Source organism: Dyadobacter sp. BE31, from assembly GCF_031457695.1.
Lineage (GTDB): Bacteria > Bacteroidota > Bacteroidia > Cytophagales > Spirosomataceae > Dyadobacter.
The window spans coordinates 1-21,842 of the sequence record NZ_JAVDXA010000010.1; the positions used below are offsets into that span (position 1 = coordinate 1).

A 21,842-nucleotide genomic window follows, 5' to 3' on the forward strand; every position below is an offset into this window, starting at 1 on the left:
TGTGCCGGAATGGCAGTCGATTCCAGCGAATCAGGCCACTTTAACATTCCAAGACATTCCGGATTTTAAGGGGTCAACATCCTCCGGTATATCCATTTAATCTAAACTCCAAACAAAGCTGGTTCACTTTAAAGTCGACAATCGATTAGCTAACGGCAGAGTACTGATTCTTAGTTTTGCCAAAGAAAAGAGAAAGAGCCGCGTGCAGAACACATTAAAGATCGACAATGCCCTTTTGATGGTAAATAGTTAAAATTAAATTTATCTAGGAGTTATAACCTGGCCTGTTCTAGCTCCGAATATGCTTTTTCGGAAACCGTATTCAAGTTCCCTCATGGTAACCGGCACTTCTCCCGGGAAATATGGAAAATACTGGGGAGAATCTTCGATTACAGTAGGGCTTATTGCGTTGATCCTGATGCCGCTTTCCAGTTCGATCGCTGCTGCTCGTACGAACGCTTCGATCGCCCCATTGGCTGTTGCAGCATTCGCAAAATTTCGTTGTGGGTCAGTTGTCAAAGCACCGGCGATCAAAGTAAATGACCCCTCCGGATTGATATAATGCTGCCCGACGAGCACCAAGTTGATCTGACCCATCAGTTTTCCTTCCAAACCTTTTCGGAATTCCCGGTCTGTCAAGTTCCTCCAAGGGCCAACATACGAAGGACCTGCAGTGGAGATGAGCGCATCAAAGGAACCTACTTGCTTGAATAAATTCTCTATTGATTCGAGTGAAGTAATATCGACTTGAATATCACCGCCGCTGGAACCAACCCTTATAATTTCATGGTCTTTTTCAAATGCATCCGCAAGATACTTGCCCATGGTGCCTGTGGCACCCACTACTACGATTTTCATTTTTTGTCTACTGATTTAAAATATGTGTTTTATATAAGAAGATAGGTTGCACTGGTATGAACTAACCCATTCAATGGTGAGGTGGCTCCGAATTGGGGGGAATTCGGTTACAGAAATAGGAAATGCGAAGCCCCAGCCGGTTTAAGAAGATCAAAACACGCCTTGTTACTGAAATTGTCATCCCAACAATACCGATCAAAGCTATAATGAACAGGCTCATGGGAAGGCGCTTTTTGCACCAAATTCTTCCATAATCAACCTCTTGCCACCTATCATCCCCGCGGTTGTCCCCGTGGCGACTGCGTTAGCGATTGTTCGCATGCGGCCTGAATTGTCACCACAGGCATAAACGCCATCAATTGTTGTTTGTTGGTAAGCATCTACCTGAACATAACCCTCCGAAGTTATTCCACATCCCATGGATTCAGGGATCAAACTGTGCTGTGTAAAGGGCATTAGGGCATATGCTACTTTCAGTGGTGCCGCTGGCCCCTCGGCGAAAACGATAGCTTCTACTTTACCGTCAATATGGTCGAGCTTGAGAATTGGCTTTTCGATTATTTGTATCTGGTGCCTAGAAAGCTGCTGGGCTTGCTGATCTGTCAATCCGGATGACCCGTTCGAAAAAAGGGTCAAATCCTTGGTCCAATTGGAAATCAGCCTAGCAAAATCGTATCCCTGCCTCCCACTGCCGATGATTCCTGTAACCTGGTTCTTTACTTCATAACCATGACAGTAGGGACAGTGCAGTACGGAAATGCCCCAGCAGGCGGAAAACCCGTAAATATCGTGTATGAGATCCTTAATGCCAGTGGCAAAAATCAAGGCCTTTCCAAGAAACAACGTACCTGATTGCGTTATAACTTCAAAACCATTTTTACGCCTGGCTGCGCGGGTTGCCAGTTCCGTATTAAAGGAGATGGTTGGGTATGAGCTTACCTGCTCTCTTGCCAGTTGTGAAATCTCCCGTGGTTTTTGGCCGTCCTGTGTCAGGAAATTATGTGAACACGGGGTTTGCTGGTTGCATCGTTTGCCATTATCGATGATCAGCACATGCTTTGACGCACGCCCCAATGCCATGGCTGCTGCCAGCCCCGCATAACTTCCCCCTACTACTATTACGTCAAAATATTGCGTTTTCATCGCTATTTGGAAGGTTTCAGATTTTGTTAATACTTTCACGCCTATGCGATAGCAGCTCGACAACAAGGTTTACCACCGGCAGCCCAACAAAAACGATCCATGGGACGAGTGAAACTGTAAGAACAAGCGTCCTCTGATATAGTGGCAACACTGACAAAGGCTCTCCAAAAAAATAGAGGAACAGGGTAATGGAAGGGTAAATCACAACCCAAATTTTTATCGAGGCTGTTATTTTTGCTTTTGTTTTCACAGCTTAATTTGTTTTCTCCGAATGATGCAAAGGTAATTCGTGTTGAAGGTCAGGAAATAGGATAAAAATTGAGTTGGATAGCAGAATTATCGATTATGATTAACTATTGTAGGCTAATCCTAACAGATCGTCAACACCAATAGCCCCAGACCGATGAAATCAATCCCTGTAAGGCATATAGCACAAACACACCAGGATCAACATGATCATGGCCGGTTCAGTATTAGGGAGCTTAGTGCAGTTCTCAAAGGAGAAGACCTGGTGCATGATCTACACAGGCACGACTTTTATTTCATTTTGGCGATTGAGCAAGGCCAGGGCGTCCATGAAATCGATTTTATCAAATATGACGTTCATGACAATGCGATATTCATCCTGCGACCCGGCCAAGTCCATCACTTATGGTTAGCAGCCAACAGCCGGGGATATTTGCTGGAATTCGATAATTCATTTTACAAAGCCCACAGCCCGAGCACAGAGGCGCAGTGGAAAAGGGCAACTTCTCAGAATTACCGACAGGTTGACCAAATCCGTTTCAAAAAACTGATTAGCTACCTTTCTAGCAGTTTCTGTGAATATACCTTTAGGGAAGACGGATACCTGCCGGCGATAAAAGCCAGCATAGAACTGTTCATGATTGAATTTGCCAGACAAAGCCCAACTCCCGCAAAAGGCGCGTCTGCCATTCCCACCTACACACAGGAGCGTTACGAAGAGCTACTAAGGCTGCTCGAATCAAACATCACCCAGATTAAAAGCGTCGCCGAATATGCCAAGATGGCAAATCTGTCGATCTATCAATTGAATGCCATCACCAAGGCATCTGTCGGTAAGACGACCGCAGACCTGATCAATGAACAGATTATTCTGGAAGCCAAAAGGTTTCTGCTGGCAACATCGAATCAGATCAAGGATATTGCCTGGCATTTGGGCTATGAAGATACCTCCTACTTCATCCGCTTTTTCAGGAAGCAAACCGGTTATTCACCGGAAGCCTTTCGGAAGCAACTGAGCTAATACATTTACGGGGACATCCCGATTCCGACCATCGGTAATAAACACATCTTTCCTATTGCATTGCTGTCTAAGGTCGTTTGCGCAGCCGAATAGCCGGTCTATCTAAAACTGTTTGATTCTGTTTTGAGCATAACATCGAGCGTAGTCTTAGTGCCTAAATGGATTTCCTGTGACTGGTAGCCGGTTAACGAAAATACCAGTGTTGCTTCTTCGCCCGCGTTGACGGAAATTGAAAAGCGCCCGGCAGCGCTTGTCATCGTACTACGCTGCGTTCCCTTAATGAGCACATTGACATTTGACAACAATAAGCCGTCCTCATTCCTAACTGTACCTTCGACTTCTGCGACCATAGGGCCCGCCTCCATGAAAAGCTCATTCGCGGTTATTTTTGGCTTGCGATCGAACATAAACAGAGTTATTAAAAGCGCGGAAATTATCGCCGTATGCCTACCAAATGTCGTTATTGTTTTCAACATATCTGGGATTCTATTTGATTAGGTCTTGCAGGTTAACACTTTGCACCAGGTAAACTACAAGAAGGACACTAATTAACACCAGCACAACGGTCAACAGATTAGTCAGCCAGCTCCTTGGATGGTAAGTCCCACTTCTCAGCTCTGCCTCTGTCAAGTGATACTGGATAAAGGCAAGCAGTATCGAACAGATTCCGAAAAGTACCAACACGATCCCGATGATTTTAGAATATCCGTGCGAGTGAATTTTGGCCGGCTTTTCAAGTACAAGGCCAATTTGAGTAACAAATAGCGAAAATTTAACAACAACAAACCCAAATGCCATAATCCCGACTCCGGTCCTTACCCAGGCCAGATATGTACGCTCATTGGCAAGGTGATCATTAGGTTTGTAATATCTATTTTCACCTCCAGTATTTTCTTTCATATTCTTTTTCATCAATACTATGACGCAGGAAGGGTAAAAAGCCAGTACTCATCGATTACTGGCTTTCTTCTAAACGAACACGGTGTGATTTTATCACACCGAAAAAATGATGATAAAAATAGCATTTTACCCACAATGAAACACCATAGTGACTACAATTGCCATAATATTTCGCAAACAATAAAATCCAAGTACAGATTCAAAAATCCACCGCAAAACCATTGCGGTGGATTAAGCACTATCTGCTCATGCATAGCGATTTACGCCATACTATCGTAAAGTATCAAATAAAAACGGGTGCGTTAAAATTTTCTATTTTTTTAAATTAATGCTATTTACATTCACCTTATAAACTCGTTTATCTCTTGCCTTCAATTTTTAAAATTATGTTTTCTATTTTTTCAACCAATTTTCCATCCCACCTCCCCCCTCCTATTGACGGCCTATTAAGCTCATTTAGTTTATTTGCGATACCATCCGAAGTATTGAATTCTATTTCCCTTAACGCTTTAATAAAAGGAGCTACTTCCAAAGCAAGTTTTTCCGTAGAACTTAAATTATTCGCCTTTACTTTACCAAGCGGCCTATCAGTCCTTGATGTAGCACCAGGCATAAATGATTCGACTCCAATGGCAGCATGGCCAGCTTTCATACCTGCGCTGTACATTTCGCCAAGGACCTTGTAAAACAAATAACCGCTATAAGCATCAACGGACATTTTCCCTTCAACGGGTTTTACCACCATTCTGATGACTTCTTCAATGAAGATTTTTCGAAGCTTATCGTCACGCAATCTTTCCAGTAGCGACAAGCATAGTTGTACAAAATCACTATTTGAGTGCACCATTCTCCTAGGATTTATCGCATGACCTGCTGCCACCTACCGGCTCGCCACTACCTTTGTCCCCTGCCTAAGGTCATTGCGCGCGTTTACAATAATCTTATCTCCTTTTTTGAGATTTCCAAACACCTCGGTCATTTTCGATTGTTGGCCCAGGCGAACATCCACGAATTCTGCGTTACCTTCCGGGTTAATTTTGATCACGTACTGACGTTCGGTTGAAACGACAACGGCCGTGCTGGGTACGATCAATGCACCTTCGGTAGCTTCCGGGGTCAACATCACCTCTGCGAACATGCCTGGTTTAATCATTCGGCTTGCGTTATTGACGTCGATTTCGACAGTTTCAGACCTGAATTTCAGGTTCATATTGCCTGACCGGCGGCTGATCGTTCCTTTGAAAGTCTGTCCTGGTACCGCATTCAAATGGTAGCTAACCGGTTTGCCTTTTTTTAGGCCCAGGCTATAATTTTCAGGCACGTCCACCACAAGTCTCAGGCGGTCCTGCTGTTGCAGGTTAAGCATCGGCCCCACCTGCCGAAGACCCGAACCTACCAGCGCCCCGGGATGGACGTTCCGCTCGGTGATGATCCCATCGAAGGGTGCCCTAACGGTCAGGTAGCTTTTTATTTCCGTCAAGGCGTCAAAGTTTGCCTTCTCACCCATCGCCGAGGCGCTGTCAGCCATCATTTTGGCATGTGCACTTTCCAAATCGAGCGCCGATACCGAGCCCGTTATGCGTGTGCTGGCCTTCAACCTGCGGTAGTGCTCCTTGCTGGCCACGAGCATAGCCTGAGCTTTCAAAAAATTGGAACGCGCCCCTACCAGCTGCTGCTCGGTTTCGGGTGCTTCGAGCACCATCAATACTTCCCCTTTGCGTACCGGAGAGCCCCGGTCGACCAGCACTTTCTGCACAAAGCCGTCGGCCTTTGGGTAAATGCTGACCTCCTGAAAGGCCAGAAACTCGCCCGGCAACTGGATCTCTTGACCTACTTTACCCTGGGATACTTCGCCAATTTTAAAGGAAACCTCACTTTTATCCTTTTGCTTTTTTGACTGTTTGGGAGTGGATGATTCAGAGGAAGAACAGGCCGAAAAAGCGCCCAATCCTAACATTAGTATTAAACAGTGATATGGATTAGTTTTCATTTCTTAAAGATTGTTCAGATTTATGGGAGCCGTTTGCTGATATTGCTACGTTTAATGCTACCTCATGGTCGGGAAGCAATGATGGGTCTTGCAATGGTGTTTTCTTTTGCAGCAGCGCATACACCTGGGGTACGATATAAAGGGCAGCCAGGGTGGATGCGACCAGCCCACCGATGACGGCCCGTCCCAGGGGCGCCACCTGTTCGCCAGCTTCACCGGTGCCGAGCGCCATCGGCACCATACCGGCAACCATCGCAAAGCTCGTCATCAAAACCGGCCTTAACCGCAGTCCTGCGCTATCCAGGGCAGCCTTTCCGGCGTCCCGGTATTCCCAACGCAAGCGCTCGGCATTGGTCACAATCAGGATTGCGTTGGCAACCGAAATACCGGTGGACATGATGATACCCATATAGGATTGAAGGTTCAAAGTACTTCCAGTTAGTAGCAGTGCTCCGATCGATCCGGCGATGACGGCTGGAATCGTTGAAAGGATGACAAATGAAAGTTTAAAGGATTGGTAGTTTGCCGCCAAAAGCAGGAATATGACTAAAATTGCGATACCTAATCCGGTTTGGAGACTGCCGAGTGTCTCTGTCAAAAGTGATGACATCCCCTTTACCTGGGTGGCTATACCTTTGGGCGGCTGTCCGAGCGAAGCGATTGCATTTTCTACCGACCTGGTTGCCGTACCAAGGTCTTGATGGTGCATGTTGGCCGAAACGGTCACAAAGCGCCTGGGCCCGGTCCTGGAATATTCGCCCGGCAAGGTATCGACTGAGAATGTTGCCACATCCGCCAGCACGGGACGGGCCTGGCCCGCCACGAGTGGTACTTCCTGCAATTGCGCCAGGTTGCGCATAGCAAATTCAGGAATCTGCACCTGTACCTGGTAGGTATAGGCCGAGTTCTGGTCAAGCCACTGATTTTTCTCAGTGTACCGGCTCGATGAAGTAGAAGCGGTAATCGAGCGTGCAGCAGCTTGCAAGCTTAGTCCCATCACTGCCAGCTTTTGGCGGTCGAGTTTGATATTGATTACCGGAAATTTGAGGGGTTGGACAATCCTTACATCACGCAAGTGCTCATCGTCGGAGAGCTTTTCGACCAGCCGGGATGCATAACCTTCGATTTCCCTCATGTTGCGCCCGGCGACCTGAACCTCAATGGGCGTGAATGCCCCACCGCTCATCAGCTTTTCGGTCAGATCTGCCGGCTCAAAGGATAGAGTAATTTCAGGCATTTTTTCACCGACAAGATCCCGGATACGTTCCTTCAGGTCTTGAATGTTCGTCTTATATTCCGGATCAAGGCCGACTTTGATAACCGCGTCATTGGGCCCACTTGTACTTACATACAGGTTCGATGTTGCGTAATTTGTAGGAACCACGCCGACATAAGCCGATGATACAGCTAAATGTCCATCAGCTGCCTGGTCTACCTGTTCGAGCAGATTTGCCACCTGCTCTTCGGTTCTTTCCAGACGGGTACCGTCCGGGGTTTTCATCCGGATTACCATCTGACCTGAGTTTATCTGCGGGAGCATGTCCTTGCCGATCACTGAAAATCCCCATGCGGCCAGGCCGATGATTAGGACTGCGTAGATTGCTACGACCAGTTTATTGAAGGTAAGCAACCTTCGGTTTTGCGAGATAAACCCTGCCCGGACCTTATCGAAAAAAGTGGACGGCTTGGCAGTATCCCTCTCGTGCGTCTGCTCATGGTGCTCCTTAAGCATCCAGTTGGCCAGGATGGGTACCAGGCTTTGGGCAAGCAAGTAGGATACTGTCATCGCAAACCCGATCGAAAGAGAAAGGGGTAAAAACATCGCTCGGGGGACACCTGACATGATAAATGAAGGTGCGAATACGGCGATAATACAAAGCAGGATTAGTAAAAGCGGCAAAGCAACTTCCCGGCACGCATCGTAGATCGCCAATCTCTTTGGCTTCCCCATCTCAAGGTGCTGGTGAATATTTTCGATGGTCACCGTAGCCTGATCGACCAGTACACCGATCGCGAGTGCAAGTCCGGAAAGTGTCATGATGTTGATGGTCTGACCGGCAAGGTTCAAACAGAGCACCGCGGCTATAACTGAAACCGGGATCGTAATGATAACAATCAGCGAGGAGCGCCAATCGCCCAAAAACAGTAGCACCATTAACCCGGTCAATAGTGCGCCCAAGCCGCCTTCGAAGAGTAAGCTTTTCACAGAATTGATCACAAATACCGACTGATCGAACTCGTAGTTCACCTGGATATCATCCGGAAGCAGGCTGCGCATTTCCGGCAGCTTTGCTTTCAGCGCCGTTACCACATCCCAGGTTGAGGCGTCAGCCGTCTTGACAACCGGAATATAAGAAGACCGGCTACCATTGACCAGCGCATAGCCAGCGGTAACATCCGAGCCGTCTGCTACGTTGGCAATATCCTTTAAAAGAACTGTCCTGCGGCCCTGGGTGCTGACAGGGATCTGATCAAAATCTGCGACCTGCTCTTCGAGTGAGTTTAGCGTCGTGATATAAGTAGTGTTATCTACCCGGATATTACCCGAAGGGGTCATCGCGTTGTTGGAAGCGAGCGCTTCCACCACTTCGTCTGGCGAAATGTTCAGAGCGCGAACCTTTTGCGGGTCCAGGTTAATGACGATTGTGCGCGCATTGGTACCGATTGGTGGCGGGGCTGTAAGGCCGGGAACCGTCGAGAACAATGGCCGGATCCTGGTTACGGCCAGTTCATGGATTTCTTTGAGCGGCCTGGTCTTGCTGCTAAAAACCAAATCGCCAATCGGGACAGATGAAGCATCGTATCGGACCACCTGGGGCGGCAGCGCACCCGGCGGGAAGAATTTCATGGCCCGATTGACCTGGATGGCAACTTCGGCGGCAGCCTGCGCCATATCACTTCCCTCATAAAAGGATAGTTTGACGATCGTCAGGCCTTGCACGCTCCTGCTGGAAATTTCCTTAATGCCTCCAATGTAAAGAAACTGGTCCTGCATACGGGTGGCAAAGAAACCCTCCATCTGAGCAGGGGACATACCACCGTAAGGCTCAATCACGTAAATAACCGGCGAATTCAGTTTGGGAAAAATGTCGACCGGGATCTTGGTGGCGGACATGATGGAAAATACCACCAGTCCGGTGACAAAAACCAATACCGCGATCGGACGTTTTAATGATAGGTTCAACATGGGAAAATAATTTTACGGCCGGCGGAAAAAACTAAAAAACTCATCGAAGTCGCTGGTAGCATAGGCGCGTCGCAGCCTGAGCTCGACAGCGCGCCGCTGCACGTCAACTGCCTGTTTTTCGACTTTGGTCAGCAGCTGCATCGCATCTGTCAGCCCCAGGATATTTTCAATACCGTTATTATACAGGGAAAGCCGCTGTTGGTAAGCGCTCTGGGCAGACCTGATAGCGGTAGGCAATTCACGCAGCGCCTGGCGCATGATCGACATCACCGAGTCGGAGGAGGCCAGCGTATTTTCAAGTTTCATCCTTTCGAATTCGAGCTTTATATCCGCTTCCTTGACTCTGAACTGCTGGACTTGCAGACGGCTTTTGACACGCCGGAAATCAACCAGGTTAACCGTTGCGGCCAAACCTACCAAAAAGTTGGTGCGGCTGTAACCAAAACCTGACCCGAGCGGCCCGAAGTTGTTATCCAGGTCTAGGCTTGTGCCACGGGCCCAGGCAGCGGTCATTACTGAAACCCTTGGCAAGGCTGTCCTGCGGATCACTCCCACTTCGGTTTGCTGACGGCTCAATAAACTAGCCTGGTAGCGAAGCAGCGGGTGGGCAGGGCCTACCTGTAAGTCTAAGGGCACAGAAACTAGCGCCTGTTCATGGAATGTGGTGTCAATCACGAGCTCGCTGACTGTCCTGCCCGTGAGCATCGCCAGTTGCAGAAATGAGCGCCTGAGCCCTTCATCGATCTCATAGTAGTTGAGCCTGGCCCGGGAAAGCTCCACGCTTGCAAGCGATGAGTCAAGCCCTGGCCTGATGCCGTTGCTGACCAGGTTGTTGATGATTTTACTGACTGTGTCAGCGCGGGCCAGGTTACGCGATTCAATCTGCAAGATCCTTCCTCTCCATAGCACATCCAGATACGTTCCAACCACTGCCTGCCTGAGCAAAAACGCTTCCCTTTCAACCCCGGCCTGTCCGATAGCAATGTCGGCGCTAACAAGCTGGTCTTCCGCTTTGAAACGGCCAAAATTGTAAACTTCCCAGTCTGCTGTTGCCAAAGCAATGTTGCCAGAGGTCAGATCCATACGATTTTCAGGTCTTCGGCCGCCCGAGGTCGGAACGATCATCCCCATTGAAAAATACGAACCCGACAAGCCGTTCGCCGTTCCGATATCGATCTGGTCATGCAGGCGAACATTCGGTAAACGACTGTCTTTCAACACCCTGGCGCTAGCCTGAAATGCTGCCAGCGCTGCCCTTTGGGCTTCAATGCTCGGATATTTTTCTATCGCCGAACTTACTGCCTGCTCCATGCTGAGAGGTTGTCCTTGTGCGGCTGAATGGATGGCAAAGGCTATTAAAGTAAAAGCAAGCGTACGCGGTAATCTTAACATATTGGTTTATAGGTTCTTCGCAAACGAAACTGCCGGTCGCAATAATTCTTTCCACTCATTGAAAGACGCCGGCTTAAATAAATAGCTACTGGCTTGCTGGTTATATGCATTGGAAATAATCTCAGGGTTAACATTGGCCGATAATATAAAGACCGGTACATGGTCAAAGGCAGGGCTTCTGCGGATCTGGTCAAGTATACCAAATCCGGGTCCGGCGAGCGTCGGCAGGTTGATAAATATGATGATATGCTGCAAAGAACCATGGAAAGTAACCCCGTCAATTAAGCTTTCAAACGACTCGAACCGTTCGACAAGGCAATCAGGGTGAGTTTGGCTTACGGCCATTTCAAAGAAAATGAAATCATCTTCATCATCCTCGGCAAAAAACACCGTCCATTGATTATCAGTAGCCATTGCGCGTCAGGGTTTGAAACCCAAAGTAAACAGGCAAGTTCTTATAGGGTGGTTAGAAGGTTATTAAAAGTTGATTAGAGGAGCCATTTTTATAGGTTTTCTAAGGTCAAGGGTTGTTAATTTGGCAACGTAAATAACCGATGCATATGAATGTTTTAGTGGTAGAAGATGATGTCGAACTAACACAGTTCATCCAAAAAGGCCTGGTCTCTGAGGGAATCGGCGTCTCGATCGCTTTCGATGGAGTTATCGGGCGCACTATGGTCAACGAAAACCGGTTTGATGTGGTGGTTCTGGACGTAAACCTACCAGGCGTCAATGGCCTGGGCCTATGCCGCTTTATCAAGCAAAACTGGCCGGCCATTCCTGTGATCATGCTCACAGCGTTGGGCAGCCTGGATAATAAAGTATTGGGCTTTGAAGCGGGGGCGGACGATTACCTTGCCAAACCCTTTGCCTTTAAAGAATTACTCTTTCGCCTGAAAGCGCTGGCCCGAAGACATCCGGCCCGCGCCCCGCGCCCGAAGCGGTTGGAAGTGTTGGACCTGGCTATTGAGACCGATTCGCACCGGGTGTGGCGAGGGGGCGAAAGGGTCGAATTGACCGCTCGCGAATATGCATTGCTGGAATACCTGATGCTCAACCAGGGACGCGTCGTCAACCGGATCGACCTGCTTGAAAATGTCTGGGACGTACATTTTAACAGCAATACCAATGTGGTGGACGTCTATATCAATTACTTGCGAAGGAAGGTGGACCGAACCGAGCCCAAATTGCTGCACACTGTATTTGGCGTTGGATATATGTTAGGGGCCGAACCATGAGCATCAAGCAGCGGATTACGATCTGGTTTGCAGCCCTGGTAGCATCTTTGCTACTGCTGTTTTCACTTTTCATTTACCAGACCTACGAATCCTACCGCCGGTCGCTGATGCGCAACCGTTTGCAGCGGCGAGCGCTGGCCGGGCAGCTGTACTTTCAAAACCGCGTCGAATTTCACAGGTCGAGCTACCTCACCCTGCCAGATCAGCATGAAACCATTCTTGGGCCAGCCAATCATGTCATTTATAAATCCTCAGGACCAGACGACCACAAGCTTACGAAAGGACTGCTTGCTCAGGCGCGGAAGGGAGAAGTCCATTTCAACTATCAGGCCCGTCCCTGGAATAAACCAAAGGAAGGCGTAGCGCTCTCCTTCATCATTGACGGGCAACGTTATGTATCGGTAGTGACCGCCTATGACCTGCCCGGCAGGCAAGCCTCCAACAGCCTTCTGTTCATATTGTTTGTCGGTAATATCGTATTACTGGTCATTGTCGCTTTTGCAGGCTTCTGGTTTGCCCGCCGGTCGATGCGCCCCTTTGATCAGCTGATAGAGCAAATGAACCCCTCGACGGCCAACGATTTTTCATTTAGGCTCCAAAGCACTTCCAAGGCTGACGAGGTGGCTTACCTGGCTGGCTCCTTTAATGAACTTTTGGGAAGGCTGCAAGTGCTTGCCGATAGCCAGGAGCATTTTGTTGCGTATGCTTCGCACGAGATCCGCACGCCATTGACAGTTGTGAAAGGAATACTGGAAACCTCGATTGCCTATGACAATCAACTTGCCGATACTCGCATTAGTATGGAAAAAGCGTTGCTGCGGCTTGAAGATGCCATCAATCTGGCCAACTCGCTACTTCAACTCGCAGAAGTAGAAGGACTGCAATCGGTTAAAATGCAGCAAGACGTCAATGTCGTTGACACAATACTAGACTCCATTTCTTACTTCGGAGAAAAGCATCCTGATCAGCAGATTAACTTCATCTTATCTGACACCTTTACTGAAAAAAGCCAGGTTATTTATGTGATGGGTAACTCGCTTCTGCTCAGAACCGTGCTGATCAATATCCTTGACAACGCCAGCAAGTATTCAGGAAAAAAACCAGTTTCGCTGGATGTGGATTTAACAGGTGATCAGATGGCAATTACGGTCACCGATCGGGGAATGGGTATCCCCAATGAACAGATAGCGGACATTTTCATGCCTATGATGCGGGCCAGCAATGTAGGCAAGATCCCTGGCTTTGGATTAGGGCTAACGATCGCGAAGAAAATCATTGACATGCACCAGGGGACCCTTGAAGTCGATTCGAAAAGCAATCAGACCACTGTGTCAATCAGGCTTCCGGCAAGTACAATACAGGCTTAGTGGACATTGGTAAACAAAAGTAGTGCAAATGATAGGTTTACCCGTTTGCGGTTGCAATATGCCTCCGCAAACTTTTGGTCAGAAAAATGCAAGTTTGGGCGAAGAAATCGCTCTAAAATAATTGCTGGATACCGAAACCCATTCGCATTAAGTTAAGCTTGAATCAGATGTTAGTTTTTTTACTAGTTATCCTGGCAGTAGGCGCTTTTTGCCCTGCGATCATTTACTTTGCCAACCGGCTAGGTCGCGCTAAGTTTATGGCCAGACTCAAACGGGAAAACCTGGACAGAATCAAGTCTGATCTGGATGAAGTCTCACACGCATTTAATAATGGGATGCTCAATGAAGAAGAGTTTGAAAAAAAGTGCAATCTTCTGATCGACGAATTGCTGGAACAGCTCTTTAAAACAACAAACGAAGAAAACGAGCAGGTATGAGTGCCGGATGCCTGAGAAGCTTACCTGAATGCTGCCTTCCTAAGCAGACCACCGCTTCTCGGCAATAGATCTCCGTTTCTCAGGGTGTGATGCTGCTGCGATTATTAAAGTCGTATGATCTCTCAGAATGCATTATAAATCAGGATTGCCGGAAAGATTCCGCTGTTGAACGCGCTGTATCAGCGCCTCGCGATACGTTCTGCTTACAGGGATTTCTTTTTTACCAATCCAAATTGAATTGCCCTGAATGGCATCGATCTTTGAAAACTGAATGATAAAAGAGCGGTGCACCCGCATGAACTGCGAAGCGGGCAATATTTCTTCCATTTTACCCAGCTGCATAAGCGTCATCAAGCGATCGGCGCTGCGGTGGATAAGAACATATTCGCCGTAAGCTTCCAGATAGTCAATATCGCCTAATGTTACCTTGTAGGTTTTGGCATCCGATTTGATAAAAATATAATCCTGCTCAATATCCGCCAGGACATTTTGGCGTATAGTATTACGGGTTCCCAAACGGTCCATCGCCTTACCGACGGCCTGAAAGAATCTTTCAAAGGCGATGGGCTTAACCAGGTAATCGAGCGCATCGAGCTCATAGCTTTTGACGGCGTATTCTGTGTAAGCTGTGGTGAATACAGTCAACTGGCTTTTCCCCAGCGTCTGCATGAAGCTGATACCATTAATGTCAGGCATCTGCACATCCAGAAAAAGTAGATCGACCCGCCGGCTTTTCAGCACTGCCCAGGCTTCAATCGCATTCGCGCAGGTTGCTACCAAATCTAATGAGGGGATTTTGGAGACATAATCCGTGAGCAGTTTGCGGGCCAGGGTCTCATCATCGATGATCATGCAGGTAATTTTCATAGGTTCACAATCAGTCGGATTTCAAATGTATCGGCATTATCGATGATTTCCAGCCCATGTCTGCCAGGATATGTGAGTTCCAGGCGTTTTTTTACATTCGCGGAAAGCACAGTCTTTCACTAACTCGTGATCCGCGTCAGAAATGCTTGCTCAAATGAATAATGCCCAACATGGAAGACCCGTTACTAATGTTTACCATCGCTCTTTACGCTTGTCAAACAGAATGATTCGGTCCATACCTTATTTGGTCCGGGTTTTCCGTCACTAAGTTGTCTCTCGCCCGAAATTTCACAATTGTTATTAAATACATGGGAAAGGTTTGGTTAGTAGCTGGTTATCGGCACAACCACTTTGAAATACAAGGGCCGGTAGTAGGGCCAGAATTTCTGTCGGCCCGCTGTGCATTGAAATGGCGGGCAGTGAGAAGTATTGTAAACCTTTTTCAGAACAACCAGACCAATCCAATGTTTCATTGCTTCTCTCGCTGACGCACTTTGATCCGATCCTACTCCCACCCGCGTTAATTGCAGATGCATTCCAATCGATGCGTCCCAGACCATGGTCATAGCGACCTTTCAAGTCACCGTCGAGCGCTATGGCATCTCTATAATCCAACAAACTTCCGCTTAGCGGACACTGATTTTGAAGCAATTGGTTTGCAACAGGATTTTGTCGATTTCGGCCTTTGATCTCTCCTTATAAATACTAGCTCTCTTTGAAAACCTCTTTTTATTCGCTAATCTTAGGCACCCAAAAAGAGGCACAAATGAAGAGATGGACGTTACTATTTCTGGCTATCGTAGCAAGCTTACAAAGTTGCGGATATAAGGAAAAGGAGGTGCAGTTGACCAAAAGAGAGCAACGGATCGCTGAAAAAGAACTCTCATTGATGCAATGGGAACAGCGGTTGGCACTTTGGGAAAAGGATTTACAGGAAAAGGAGAAGAAACAGCACCAAGATTTCGATACAGCCACAGACTCGCTGAACGTACAGCCCTTAACAGGAAAGTGGATCGTAAGAATGCGCTGTACTGAAACAAACTGCGACGGGTCAGCGATTGGTGATTCGAAAACAGAAACCTGGGAGATTGCGTACTTGAATAACGGTATTGTTATAAATGCTTTTGCTGGCAACAAACTGTCAAGGATATACAATGGGACTTTCAGGGAAACCCGTCTGGAGGCCACAAATGGTCAACCAGACTCCGAATCGGTGATACGTGTAACATTGGAAATGAACGGAAATAAAATGGAAGGGACGCGAGAAGTAGAGCGGGCCAATTGCAAAATCCTCTATACCCTGACTGCTGAAAAGCAGAAATAATTTTTAAACACGCACATGACTCCTTTGTTGCTGATAGATCTCTCGCTCCCCCTTAAAAACCCGGTCATTATCTTTTCGGTAGTGCTGTTTATCATCCTTTTTGCGCCAATCCTATTCAACAGAATCAAAGTCCCACACATTATCGGACTTATAATTTCGGGAATGATCGCAGGCCCGTACGGATTTAACCTGCTAAGCCGCGACAGCAGCATTGTGCTGTTCGGAACGGTTGGCTTGCTGTATATTATGTTTCTGGCTGGCTTGGAAATAGACCTGGCGGAATTCAGGAAAAATCGAAACAAAATTATCGTCTTTGGTCTCACTACATTTGTGCTGCCACTTTTCACCGGCACTCTGGCCAGTTACTACATCTTGGGTTACGGATTTTTGTCGTCTTTGCTGCTAGCCAGTATGTTCTCCACTCATACCTTAGTATCTTATCCCATTGCCAGCAAATACGGTGTAACCCGAAACAGGTCAATTAACATGACAGTAGGCGGAACCATGATCACCGATATTCTTGCACTTCTTATACTCGCAGGCGTAGCAGGCATGTCAAAGGGCGACGTTTCGTCGACATTCTGGCTCCAGCTGGGATTTTCGCTCATTGTTTTTACTACCATAGTCCTATTCCTTTTTCCAATCATCTGCCGCTGGTTTTTCAAGAATTTCGACGACAGCATCTCACAATACATATTTGTGCTGGCAATGGTATTTCTGGCCTCGTTTATGGCAGAGATAGCGGGAGTTGAGGCAATTATCGGGGCATTTTTCTCGGGTTTGGTGCTAAATAAATTTATCCCTCACTCTTCCCCACTGATGAATCGGATTGACTTTGTGGGCAACGCGTTGTTCATTCCTTTTTTTCTAATCAGTGTTGGCATGCTAGTAGATATCAGCGTGTTATCCCATGGATGGGGTGCCTTGAAAGTCGCCGGAGTAATCCTTGTGATAGCTTTGGCAAGCAAGTATTTAGCTGCCTGGATCACGCAGAAAGTATTCAGATTATCTCCCGATGAAGGCTTGATGATTTTTGGACTAAGTTCTTCGCATGCAGCCGCGACACTGGCCATTATCCTTGTCGGCTATAACATCATCATTGGAGAAACGGCATCAGGTCAGCCCATCCGGCTCTTGGACGAAGACATACTAAATGGCACTATCTTGCTGATTCTGGTAAGCTGCGCAGTAAGCTCGTTTGTCGTGGAACGAGCTTCTGAAAAACTGGCACTACTAGACCAAGAGGAGAGCTCGGACGCGTCATACGAGGCTGCCAACCAGAAGATACTAATCTCCCTTGCCTATCCAGATATGGTTGAGGACCTCGTCGATTTCGGGATAATGCTAAAAGCTAAACATAGCGCTACCTCGCTTTACGGTTTACACATTGTTACCGACGAAGATCAGAAACACGATTCAGCTACCCACGGTAAAAAGATCCTACAAAGGGCTGTCAACCATGCTAGTTCATCTGAAAATGTCTTAATTCCACTTACGCGTTACGATACCAATACCAGTAATGGCATCATTTATTCAATCAAAGAACAAGGCATTACGGATGTGGTGATTGGATTGCATCAAAAAACTGATCACAAAACATTCCTTGGCCCAAAAGTCGAGAATATTGTTAAGCGGATTTTTGAAACCATATACATCTACAAACCGGCTCAGCCCTTTAACACCCTTACCAGGATTGTGGTCGCTGTGCCGCCGACCGGGATCAATGAACCCGGTTTTTTGCATTGGCTGGGTAAACTTGTTGCCTTGGCAAAACTGAATACAATGCCCATCCATTTTTACGCCTCAGTCCAGACAATCAAAGTCACCAGGAGTCTACTGGACCGAAAGCCAACCACTGTTCAGGTAGAATTCAGTGTTTTCGATGCGTGGGACGATTTTCTTATCTTTTCCCGTGAACTAAAAATAGATGACTTTTTTGTCATCGTTTCAGCCAGAAAAAGTTCGGCTTCATACCTTTCACAACTGGAAAAAATACCCGGGTATCTTTCAAATTACTTCCACGAACAAAGTCTAATGCTGATCTACCCCAAGCAACTTGAATCAGGAATTAACATGGGCGACATTGAACAAACCGATAGCGCATTGATCGGAACACTGGCCGAAAAGTTGGGTTCGTTAAGTAAAGCAGCTAGTTATTTTCGCAAGAAATTTGGTGAAAAATGAGGATACGAAGCCCCTTGCAATGGTGTTCCGATGTTCAAGGCTGTTCTTTGGCAAATTCTCAGTTAATTTTTTATCGTATGGATTTTTTTATTGAGTAAGACATTTCCGCCCGGGACTTAAAGTGCAATTTACCCACGTCTTAATAAAAAAATCTCGGATCATTAAACCCAACGTGTACCTACATGTCTAATCGGTGAATTGACTGGCCAAGCGCTTTGCAACGGCATAAGACTATGGGAATACGAAATATTCATAAGAAGTCCATTTCTGTCCGTCTAATTGCAATATTATTGCTCGGCCTGACAGATGCCAGTGGACAGCCCAAAATGTCTGCGGAAAGACAGAGGCTTAGCGACATAAAAATCTCGCTCATAAGTAACAGGCTCAATCTCTCGGCTGAACAATCTACCAAGTTCTGGCCCGTCTACAATGAATACTCGGTAAAAAGGCGGGAAATACATAGAGAAATTCGACAGATAATCAGCTACAAGAAGCCAATAGCAGTATCCGAAATATACTCGTCAAAAGATATAGTCAAAATTCATCAGCTAAAACAAAACGAGCTGGACCTGGACAAGCAATATCAGCAGCGCTTTCTTGAAATAATCTCAGTAAACCAGCTCGGAGAGCTATACCTGACGGAAACAGCATATCGCAAGATGCTGCTGAAAAGACTGAAAAGATAGCACCCAGAGCATCTCCGCGTATATCACAATGGCCGCCGGTGCTAGAAGTCCAATAAGGTGCTGGTGATCCTGACCGTGATGAGTCCCATGCTCTAAGTAAGATCGTTTATAAAGTTGACGATTTGTTCGATAATCTGTGGTCGTTATAGGGTTCAATGAAAGAGTGTATCTGCCGTATTTACTTCTGGCTTGACCAATCATTGTGCATACTAAATCTCTTTATCTGCTAAAATGGGATCTAGTGAGGCTTTACCTGTCGGCTCGGTCGGGAACCAACATTGCTGGCTTACTAATGTGTTGGGGCGAACGATGTCTCGACAAATACATTTCGGAGAAGAATTTATGCTCATGCAACGAAGGGAGCCACTTAGATTTCTGGCTGATGTCTATCAGTAACTCTGCGACAGGATCAACGTTCTCGGAGTTTACGCTATTATGCAGGTAAGTTGGCGCGTGGGAAGAAGATCGTAGAGCGAGTATATATTGCCAGCCGATAGCAGCGGCCCCCGCCCAACTCGAATCCATCGCGTCAGTATCGTATTCCTCTAAGAGGCTGTCGAGCTGATTGACCTGAGTTTTGTTCAAAAGAAAGTAATTCGCTTCATGATACGCTTTGCCAAGTTCTGCATCTCGATAGTTGTTTTTTAGCCAGATAGTGTCACTACCGGTAAATTTGACAGAAAATGAGTTCACACCATCTCGGTAAGTCAAGTCAATCACTTTTCCACTATCTGTTTGACGTTGATGACAGTTGGTCAAAAAAAGAAGAATTAGCCAGGCGCACCATTTCATTATCTGCGTACAACTCATAAATATGTATTCAACTATACAATCAATCTGCAAGATCTTCTAGCATTGAATCCTAATCGTATCGATGTGCTCCGGCAGAATATTTATAACGACATCCGCAGAGTCTAAATTGGCCTTTCATTCAGTTTTTCCTGTCATTTGTCAGATTTCTTGATCGCAAATTAGCGAGTGTCTTTAAGCAGAATAGCCAAAAACTTTTGGGCACTAACAGCGCATTAACTATACACCTTATTTTTTAGGTCGATTTTAATATACAGGCTTGGATTCTCAACTATACAGTTTATTGTGGATTTTCATCCGGCTTTCTTCGGTGTTTGTCTTTTGTGTGACTGTTTTATCGAAGGCGCTCAACCTGGATGAGCTGCATTTCTGGTGCCGTACGGATGCCATGCACGTTCTTACCCATACCGGCAGAGACGTATGTACCGAAGAGAGCAAAAAAAAATGGTAAATACGCATAGCCAAGGTCAGTCAGGTCGGCTCACGACCCGGTAGGTTTCCGTGTTCTCCGTTACGGCGAAGGCAGAGGCCAGCAAGTTCTTATTTTCTGTGATAAACAATCGGATCTTTCCAGGATCATCAATGATCTCGATACAAACGGGCAGGCGCTGGGCGGGCTTATTTCCGTCGAGTCGAATACAAGCCTTGCGTCTCCCAGGAATCCCGCCTTAACCGGCAGCATGATCGCTTGTCGAAGTCCGGCCGCTTTGGCACGCCTCAGAAGGGCTGTCGATAACAAATTATCGCCCAGAAAACGTTTCCAAAATGAAGTGTTAGGCACTTTTTGACCTTGATGTATGTAAATCCTGACCGTATTCAAGAGGGAGATATCAGCGTTTTTCATGAGCTAGTTTTTTAGGGTTGGATTGAAGATTACTAAGGCTTTCGCCCTCGTGTTGACGGTAGACCATGTGCTTGGACCGGCCAACAACCTGCGACCCGTAAATTCCGCGGTGCCCGGAAAAGAAGTAGGCGATTATACAAGCTATTGCCGCATATAAGCCACAATCCGCGCCGAACAATTCGATGGCCATAATAGTGCAGGCCAGCGGGGTGTTGGCAGCACCCGCAAAAACAGCGACGAACCCCATCCCTGCCAGAAGCCCAACAGGTAGCGGGACAAAATAAGATAGGGTATTGCCCAAGGCGGCGCCGATAAAAAACAATGGGGTCACCTCCCCACCCTTGAACGCTGCCCCAAGGGTTATTGCGGTAAACAGTATTTTTAACGCAAAATCATAAGCAGGAAGCTGTTCGTTAAAGGATGCGACAATCGTCGGAATCCCCAGGCCGATGTATTTGGTGGTTCCAAGTCCGAATACTGCGACGGCTACAATGATCCCGCCTGCGACCGGGCGCAGTGGCGGATATGCAATTTTCACTTTGAAGAAGCTGCCCACTTTATGGGTAAGCTCGCTAAATACTACTGCACACATGCCAAAAATCGCGCCGGCAATTACCGCATACAGCACATTTGCTGCTGATAAATCCGGGATGTGCGGGATATGGTAGCGCGTATGGCCTACCTGCCAGGCCTTTGTGGTCATATCGGCAAACACGGAGGCTGCAAACGCTGGAAGCAATGCATCATATTGCAGCCTGCCCAGCAGGAATACTTCCAGGCCGAAAATGGCCCCGGCCAGTGGCGTGCCAAATACCGAACCAAATCCTGCGGCGATACCGGCAATCAGGATCAGCTTCCTGTCCCGCGGGCGAAGCTGCAAGATACGGGTGAACTGGTCTGATATCGAGCCCCCGATCTGCAGTGCCGTCCCTTCACGACCTGCAGATCCGCCAAACAGGTGTGTAGCAATGGTTCCGATCAGCACAAGGGGTGCCATTTTCAGGGGAATGATCTTTGAGGGATGGTGTATGTTTTCCAAAAGCAAATTATTACCCCTTTCCACATCTTTGCCCAAGTAATGATACAGGCATCCAATCGCAAAGCCCGCAACCGGCAGTAACCAGATAACCCAAAGATGGCTTTCACGCCAACTGGTCGCCCAATCCAGCGATACCAGAAAAAACGCAGACGCAGAGCCAACCAGCATGCCGATCAAGGCAGAGATCAGAAGCCACTTAGTTAGAAAAAAAATAATGGGGTTTTTCCAGAAAAGAAAAGCAAAAGGCCGGGGGAGACGAAAACGTGGTGTTGACATATGTATATACCTATTAGATGAACAAAATAATTT

Annotated in this window: 19 protein-coding genes; 7 read left to right on the top strand and 12 right to left on the bottom strand. The window is 47.1% G+C overall.

Translation table 11 applies throughout. From position 1 onward, the window contains the following. Positions 1-261 precede the first annotated feature (261 nt). Positions 262-858 (bottom strand): short chain dehydrogenase, encoded by a 597-nt coding sequence (locus J2Y43_RS32390; protein ID WP_309993246.1) that lies wholly within the window; start codon positions 856-858, stop codon positions 262-264. Positions 859-1,074: 216 nt separating this feature from the next. Continuing rightward, positions 1,075-2,001 (bottom strand): NAD(P)/FAD-dependent oxidoreductase, encoded by a 927-nt coding sequence (locus J2Y43_RS32395; protein ID WP_309993249.1) that lies wholly within the window; start codon positions 1,999-2,001, stop codon positions 1,075-1,077. 403 nt (positions 2,002-2,404) lie between these two features. On the opposite strand from J2Y43_RS32395, the gene J2Y43_RS32400 reads away from it, so the two are divergent. Beyond that, entirely contained in the window at positions 2,405-3,268 is an 864-nt protein-coding gene (locus J2Y43_RS32400; protein WP_309993252.1) for a helix-turn-helix transcriptional regulator, read from the top strand. Positions 3,269-3,366: 98 nt separating this feature from the next. On the opposite strand, the gene J2Y43_RS32405 is transcribed toward J2Y43_RS32400, so the two are convergent. From J2Y43_RS32405 to J2Y43_RS32435, 7 genes are all read right to left on the bottom strand, one after another. After that, complete coding sequence (locus tag J2Y43_RS32405; RefSeq protein WP_309993254.1) at positions 3,367-3,675, bottom strand: carboxypeptidase-like regulatory domain-containing protein; 309 nt, start codon at positions 3,673-3,675, stop codon at positions 3,367-3,369. A 79-nt stretch (positions 3,676-3,754) separates the two neighbouring features. Further along, a complete protein-coding gene (locus J2Y43_RS32410; protein WP_309993257.1) occupies positions 3,755-4,168 on the bottom strand; it encodes a DUF202 domain-containing protein in 414 nt (137 codons plus the stop codon). Between the two features lie 358 nt (positions 4,169-4,526). After that, positions 4,527-4,979, bottom strand: coding sequence for a hypothetical protein (locus J2Y43_RS32415; RefSeq protein ID WP_309993260.1), 453 nt, complete (start codon positions 4,977-4,979; stop codon positions 4,527-4,529). A 69-nt stretch (positions 4,980-5,048) separates the two neighbouring features. Then, positions 5,049-6,125 (bottom strand): efflux RND transporter periplasmic adaptor subunit, encoded by a 1,077-nt coding sequence (locus J2Y43_RS32420; protein ID WP_309993263.1) that lies wholly within the window; start codon positions 6,123-6,125, stop codon positions 5,049-5,051. 22 nt (positions 6,126-6,147) lie between these two features. Further along, positions 6,148-9,345 carry an efflux RND transporter permease subunit gene (locus tag J2Y43_RS32425; protein ID WP_309993266.1) on the bottom strand — a complete coding sequence of 1,066 codons (3,198 nt, stop codon included), beginning with the start codon at positions 9,343-9,345 and terminating at the stop codon, positions 6,148-6,150. A 12-nt stretch (positions 9,346-9,357) separates the two neighbouring features. Then, positions 9,358-10,656 carry a TolC family protein gene (locus J2Y43_RS32430; protein ID WP_309993269.1) on the bottom strand — a complete coding sequence of 433 codons (1,299 nt, stop codon included), beginning with the start codon at positions 10,654-10,656 and terminating at the stop codon, positions 9,358-9,360. A gap of 87 nt (positions 10,657-10,743) precedes the next feature. After that, positions 10,744-11,151, bottom strand: coding sequence for a response regulator (locus J2Y43_RS32435; RefSeq protein ID WP_309993272.1), 408 nt, complete (start codon positions 11,149-11,151; stop codon positions 10,744-10,746). A gap of 146 nt (positions 11,152-11,297) precedes the next feature. Between J2Y43_RS32435 and J2Y43_RS32440 the strand changes: the two genes are divergently transcribed. From J2Y43_RS32440 to J2Y43_RS32450, 3 genes are all read left to right on the top strand, one after another. Next, complete coding sequence (locus J2Y43_RS32440; protein ID WP_309993275.1) at positions 11,298-11,975, top strand: response regulator transcription factor; 678 nt, start codon at positions 11,298-11,300, stop codon at positions 11,973-11,975. Next, a complete protein-coding gene (locus tag J2Y43_RS32445) occupies positions 11,972-13,342 on the top strand; it encodes a HAMP domain-containing sensor histidine kinase (RefSeq protein WP_309993276.1) in 1,371 nt (456 codons plus the stop codon). Before J2Y43_RS32440 ends, J2Y43_RS32445 begins: the two co-directional genes overlap by 4 nt. Positions 13,343-13,509: 167 nt before the next feature. Further along, entirely contained in the window at positions 13,510-13,779 is a 270-nt protein-coding gene (locus J2Y43_RS32450; RefSeq protein ID WP_309993279.1) for a hypothetical protein, read from the top strand. Positions 13,780-13,911: 132 nt separating this feature from the next. Here J2Y43_RS32450 and J2Y43_RS32455 read toward each other — a convergent pair whose 3' ends face one another. Continuing rightward, on the bottom strand, positions 13,912-14,646 hold the full coding sequence (locus J2Y43_RS32455; protein ID WP_309993281.1) for a LytTR family DNA-binding domain-containing protein: 735 nt from the start codon (positions 14,644-14,646) through the stop codon (positions 13,912-13,914). Between the two features lie 715 nt (positions 14,647-15,361). Here J2Y43_RS32455 and J2Y43_RS32460 point away from each other — a divergent pair. The 3 genes from J2Y43_RS32460 (at position 15,362) to J2Y43_RS32470 (ending at position 18,840) form a co-directional block, all read left to right on the top strand. Then, positions 15,362-15,970: a hypothetical protein gene (locus J2Y43_RS32460; protein ID WP_309993284.1), complete on the top strand. Its 609-nt coding sequence runs from the start codon at positions 15,362-15,364 to the stop codon at positions 15,968-15,970. A gap of 15 nt (positions 15,971-15,985) precedes the next feature. After that, the gene (locus J2Y43_RS32465; protein ID WP_309993286.1) at positions 15,986-18,154 is read left to right on the top strand and encodes a cation:proton antiporter; all 2,169 of its coding nucleotides are present in this window, start codon (positions 15,986-15,988) and stop codon (positions 18,152-18,154) included. 233 nt (positions 18,155-18,387) lie between these two features. After that, positions 18,388-18,840, top strand: coding sequence for a hypothetical protein (locus tag J2Y43_RS32470; RefSeq protein WP_309993289.1), 453 nt, complete (start codon positions 18,388-18,390; stop codon positions 18,838-18,840). A gap of 249 nt (positions 18,841-19,089) precedes the next feature. Here the strand turns inward: J2Y43_RS32470 and J2Y43_RS32475 are convergent, their stop codons facing one another. Further along, positions 19,090-19,650: a hypothetical protein gene (locus J2Y43_RS32475; protein WP_309993291.1), complete on the bottom strand. Its 561-nt coding sequence runs from the start codon at positions 19,648-19,650 to the stop codon at positions 19,090-19,092. Positions 19,651-20,480: 830 nt separating this feature from the next. Beyond that, positions 20,481-21,809, bottom strand: a complete 1,329-nt coding sequence (locus tag J2Y43_RS32480) for a voltage-gated chloride channel family protein (protein ID WP_309993294.1) — start codon at positions 21,807-21,809, stop codon at positions 20,481-20,483. Positions 21,810-21,842 lie beyond the last annotated feature (33 nt).

Bases quoted from the DNA above. Each gene is read 5' to 3' on its own strand.
- J2Y43_RS32475 (WP_309993291.1), bottom strand. From the start codon at position 19,650: ATGAGTTGTACGCAGATAATGAAATGGTGCGCCTGGCTAATTCTTCTT.
- J2Y43_RS32465 (WP_309993286.1), top strand. From the start codon at position 15,986: ATGACTCCTTTGTTGCTGATAGATCTCTCGCTCCCCCTTAAAAACCCG.
- J2Y43_RS32480 (WP_309993294.1), bottom strand. From the start codon at position 21,809: ATGTCAACACCACGTTTTCGTCTCCCCCGGCCTTTTGCTTTTCTTTTC.
- J2Y43_RS32445 (WP_309993276.1), top strand. From the start codon at position 11,972: ATGAGCATCAAGCAGCGGATTACGATCTGGTTTGCAGCCCTGGTAGCA.
- J2Y43_RS32440 (WP_309993275.1), top strand. From the start codon at position 11,298: ATGAATGTTTTAGTGGTAGAAGATGATGTCGAACTAACACAGTTCATC.
- J2Y43_RS32425 (WP_309993266.1), bottom strand. From the start codon at position 9,345: ATGTTGAACCTATCATTAAAACGTCCGATCGCGGTATTGGTTTTTGTC.
- J2Y43_RS32470 (WP_309993289.1), top strand. From the start codon at position 18,388: ATGGGAATACGAAATATTCATAAGAAGTCCATTTCTGTCCGTCTAATT.
- J2Y43_RS32430 (WP_309993269.1), bottom strand. From the start codon at position 10,656: ATGGAGCAGGCAGTAAGTTCGGCGATAGAAAAATATCCGAGCATTGAA.
- J2Y43_RS32390 (WP_309993246.1), bottom strand. From the start codon at position 858: ATGAAAATCGTAGTAGTGGGTGCCACAGGCACCATGGGCAAGTATCTT.
- J2Y43_RS32405 (WP_309993254.1), bottom strand. From the start codon at position 3,675: ATGTTCGATCGCAAGCCAAAAATAACCGCGAATGAGCTTTTCATGGAG.
- J2Y43_RS32410 (WP_309993257.1), bottom strand. From the start codon at position 4,168: ATGAAAGAAAATACTGGAGGTGAAAATAGATATTACAAACCTAATGAT.
- J2Y43_RS32435 (WP_309993272.1), bottom strand. From the start codon at position 11,151: ATGGCTACTGATAATCAATGGACGGTGTTTTTTGCCGAGGATGATGAA.
- J2Y43_RS32420 (WP_309993263.1), bottom strand. From the start codon at position 6,125: ATGTTAGGATTGGGCGCTTTTTCGGCCTGTTCTTCCTCTGAATCATCC.
- J2Y43_RS32400 (WP_309993252.1), top strand. From the start codon at position 2,405: ATGAAATCAATCCCTGTAAGGCATATAGCACAAACACACCAGGATCAA.
- J2Y43_RS32455 (WP_309993281.1), bottom strand. From the start codon at position 14,646: ATGAAAATTACCTGCATGATCATCGATGATGAGACCCTGGCCCGCAAA.
- J2Y43_RS32450 (WP_309993279.1), top strand. From the start codon at position 13,510: ATGTTAGTTTTTTTACTAGTTATCCTGGCAGTAGGCGCTTTTTGCCCT.
- J2Y43_RS32395 (WP_309993249.1), bottom strand. From the start codon at position 2,001: ATGAAAACGCAATATTTTGACGTAATAGTAGTAGGGGGAAGTTATGCG.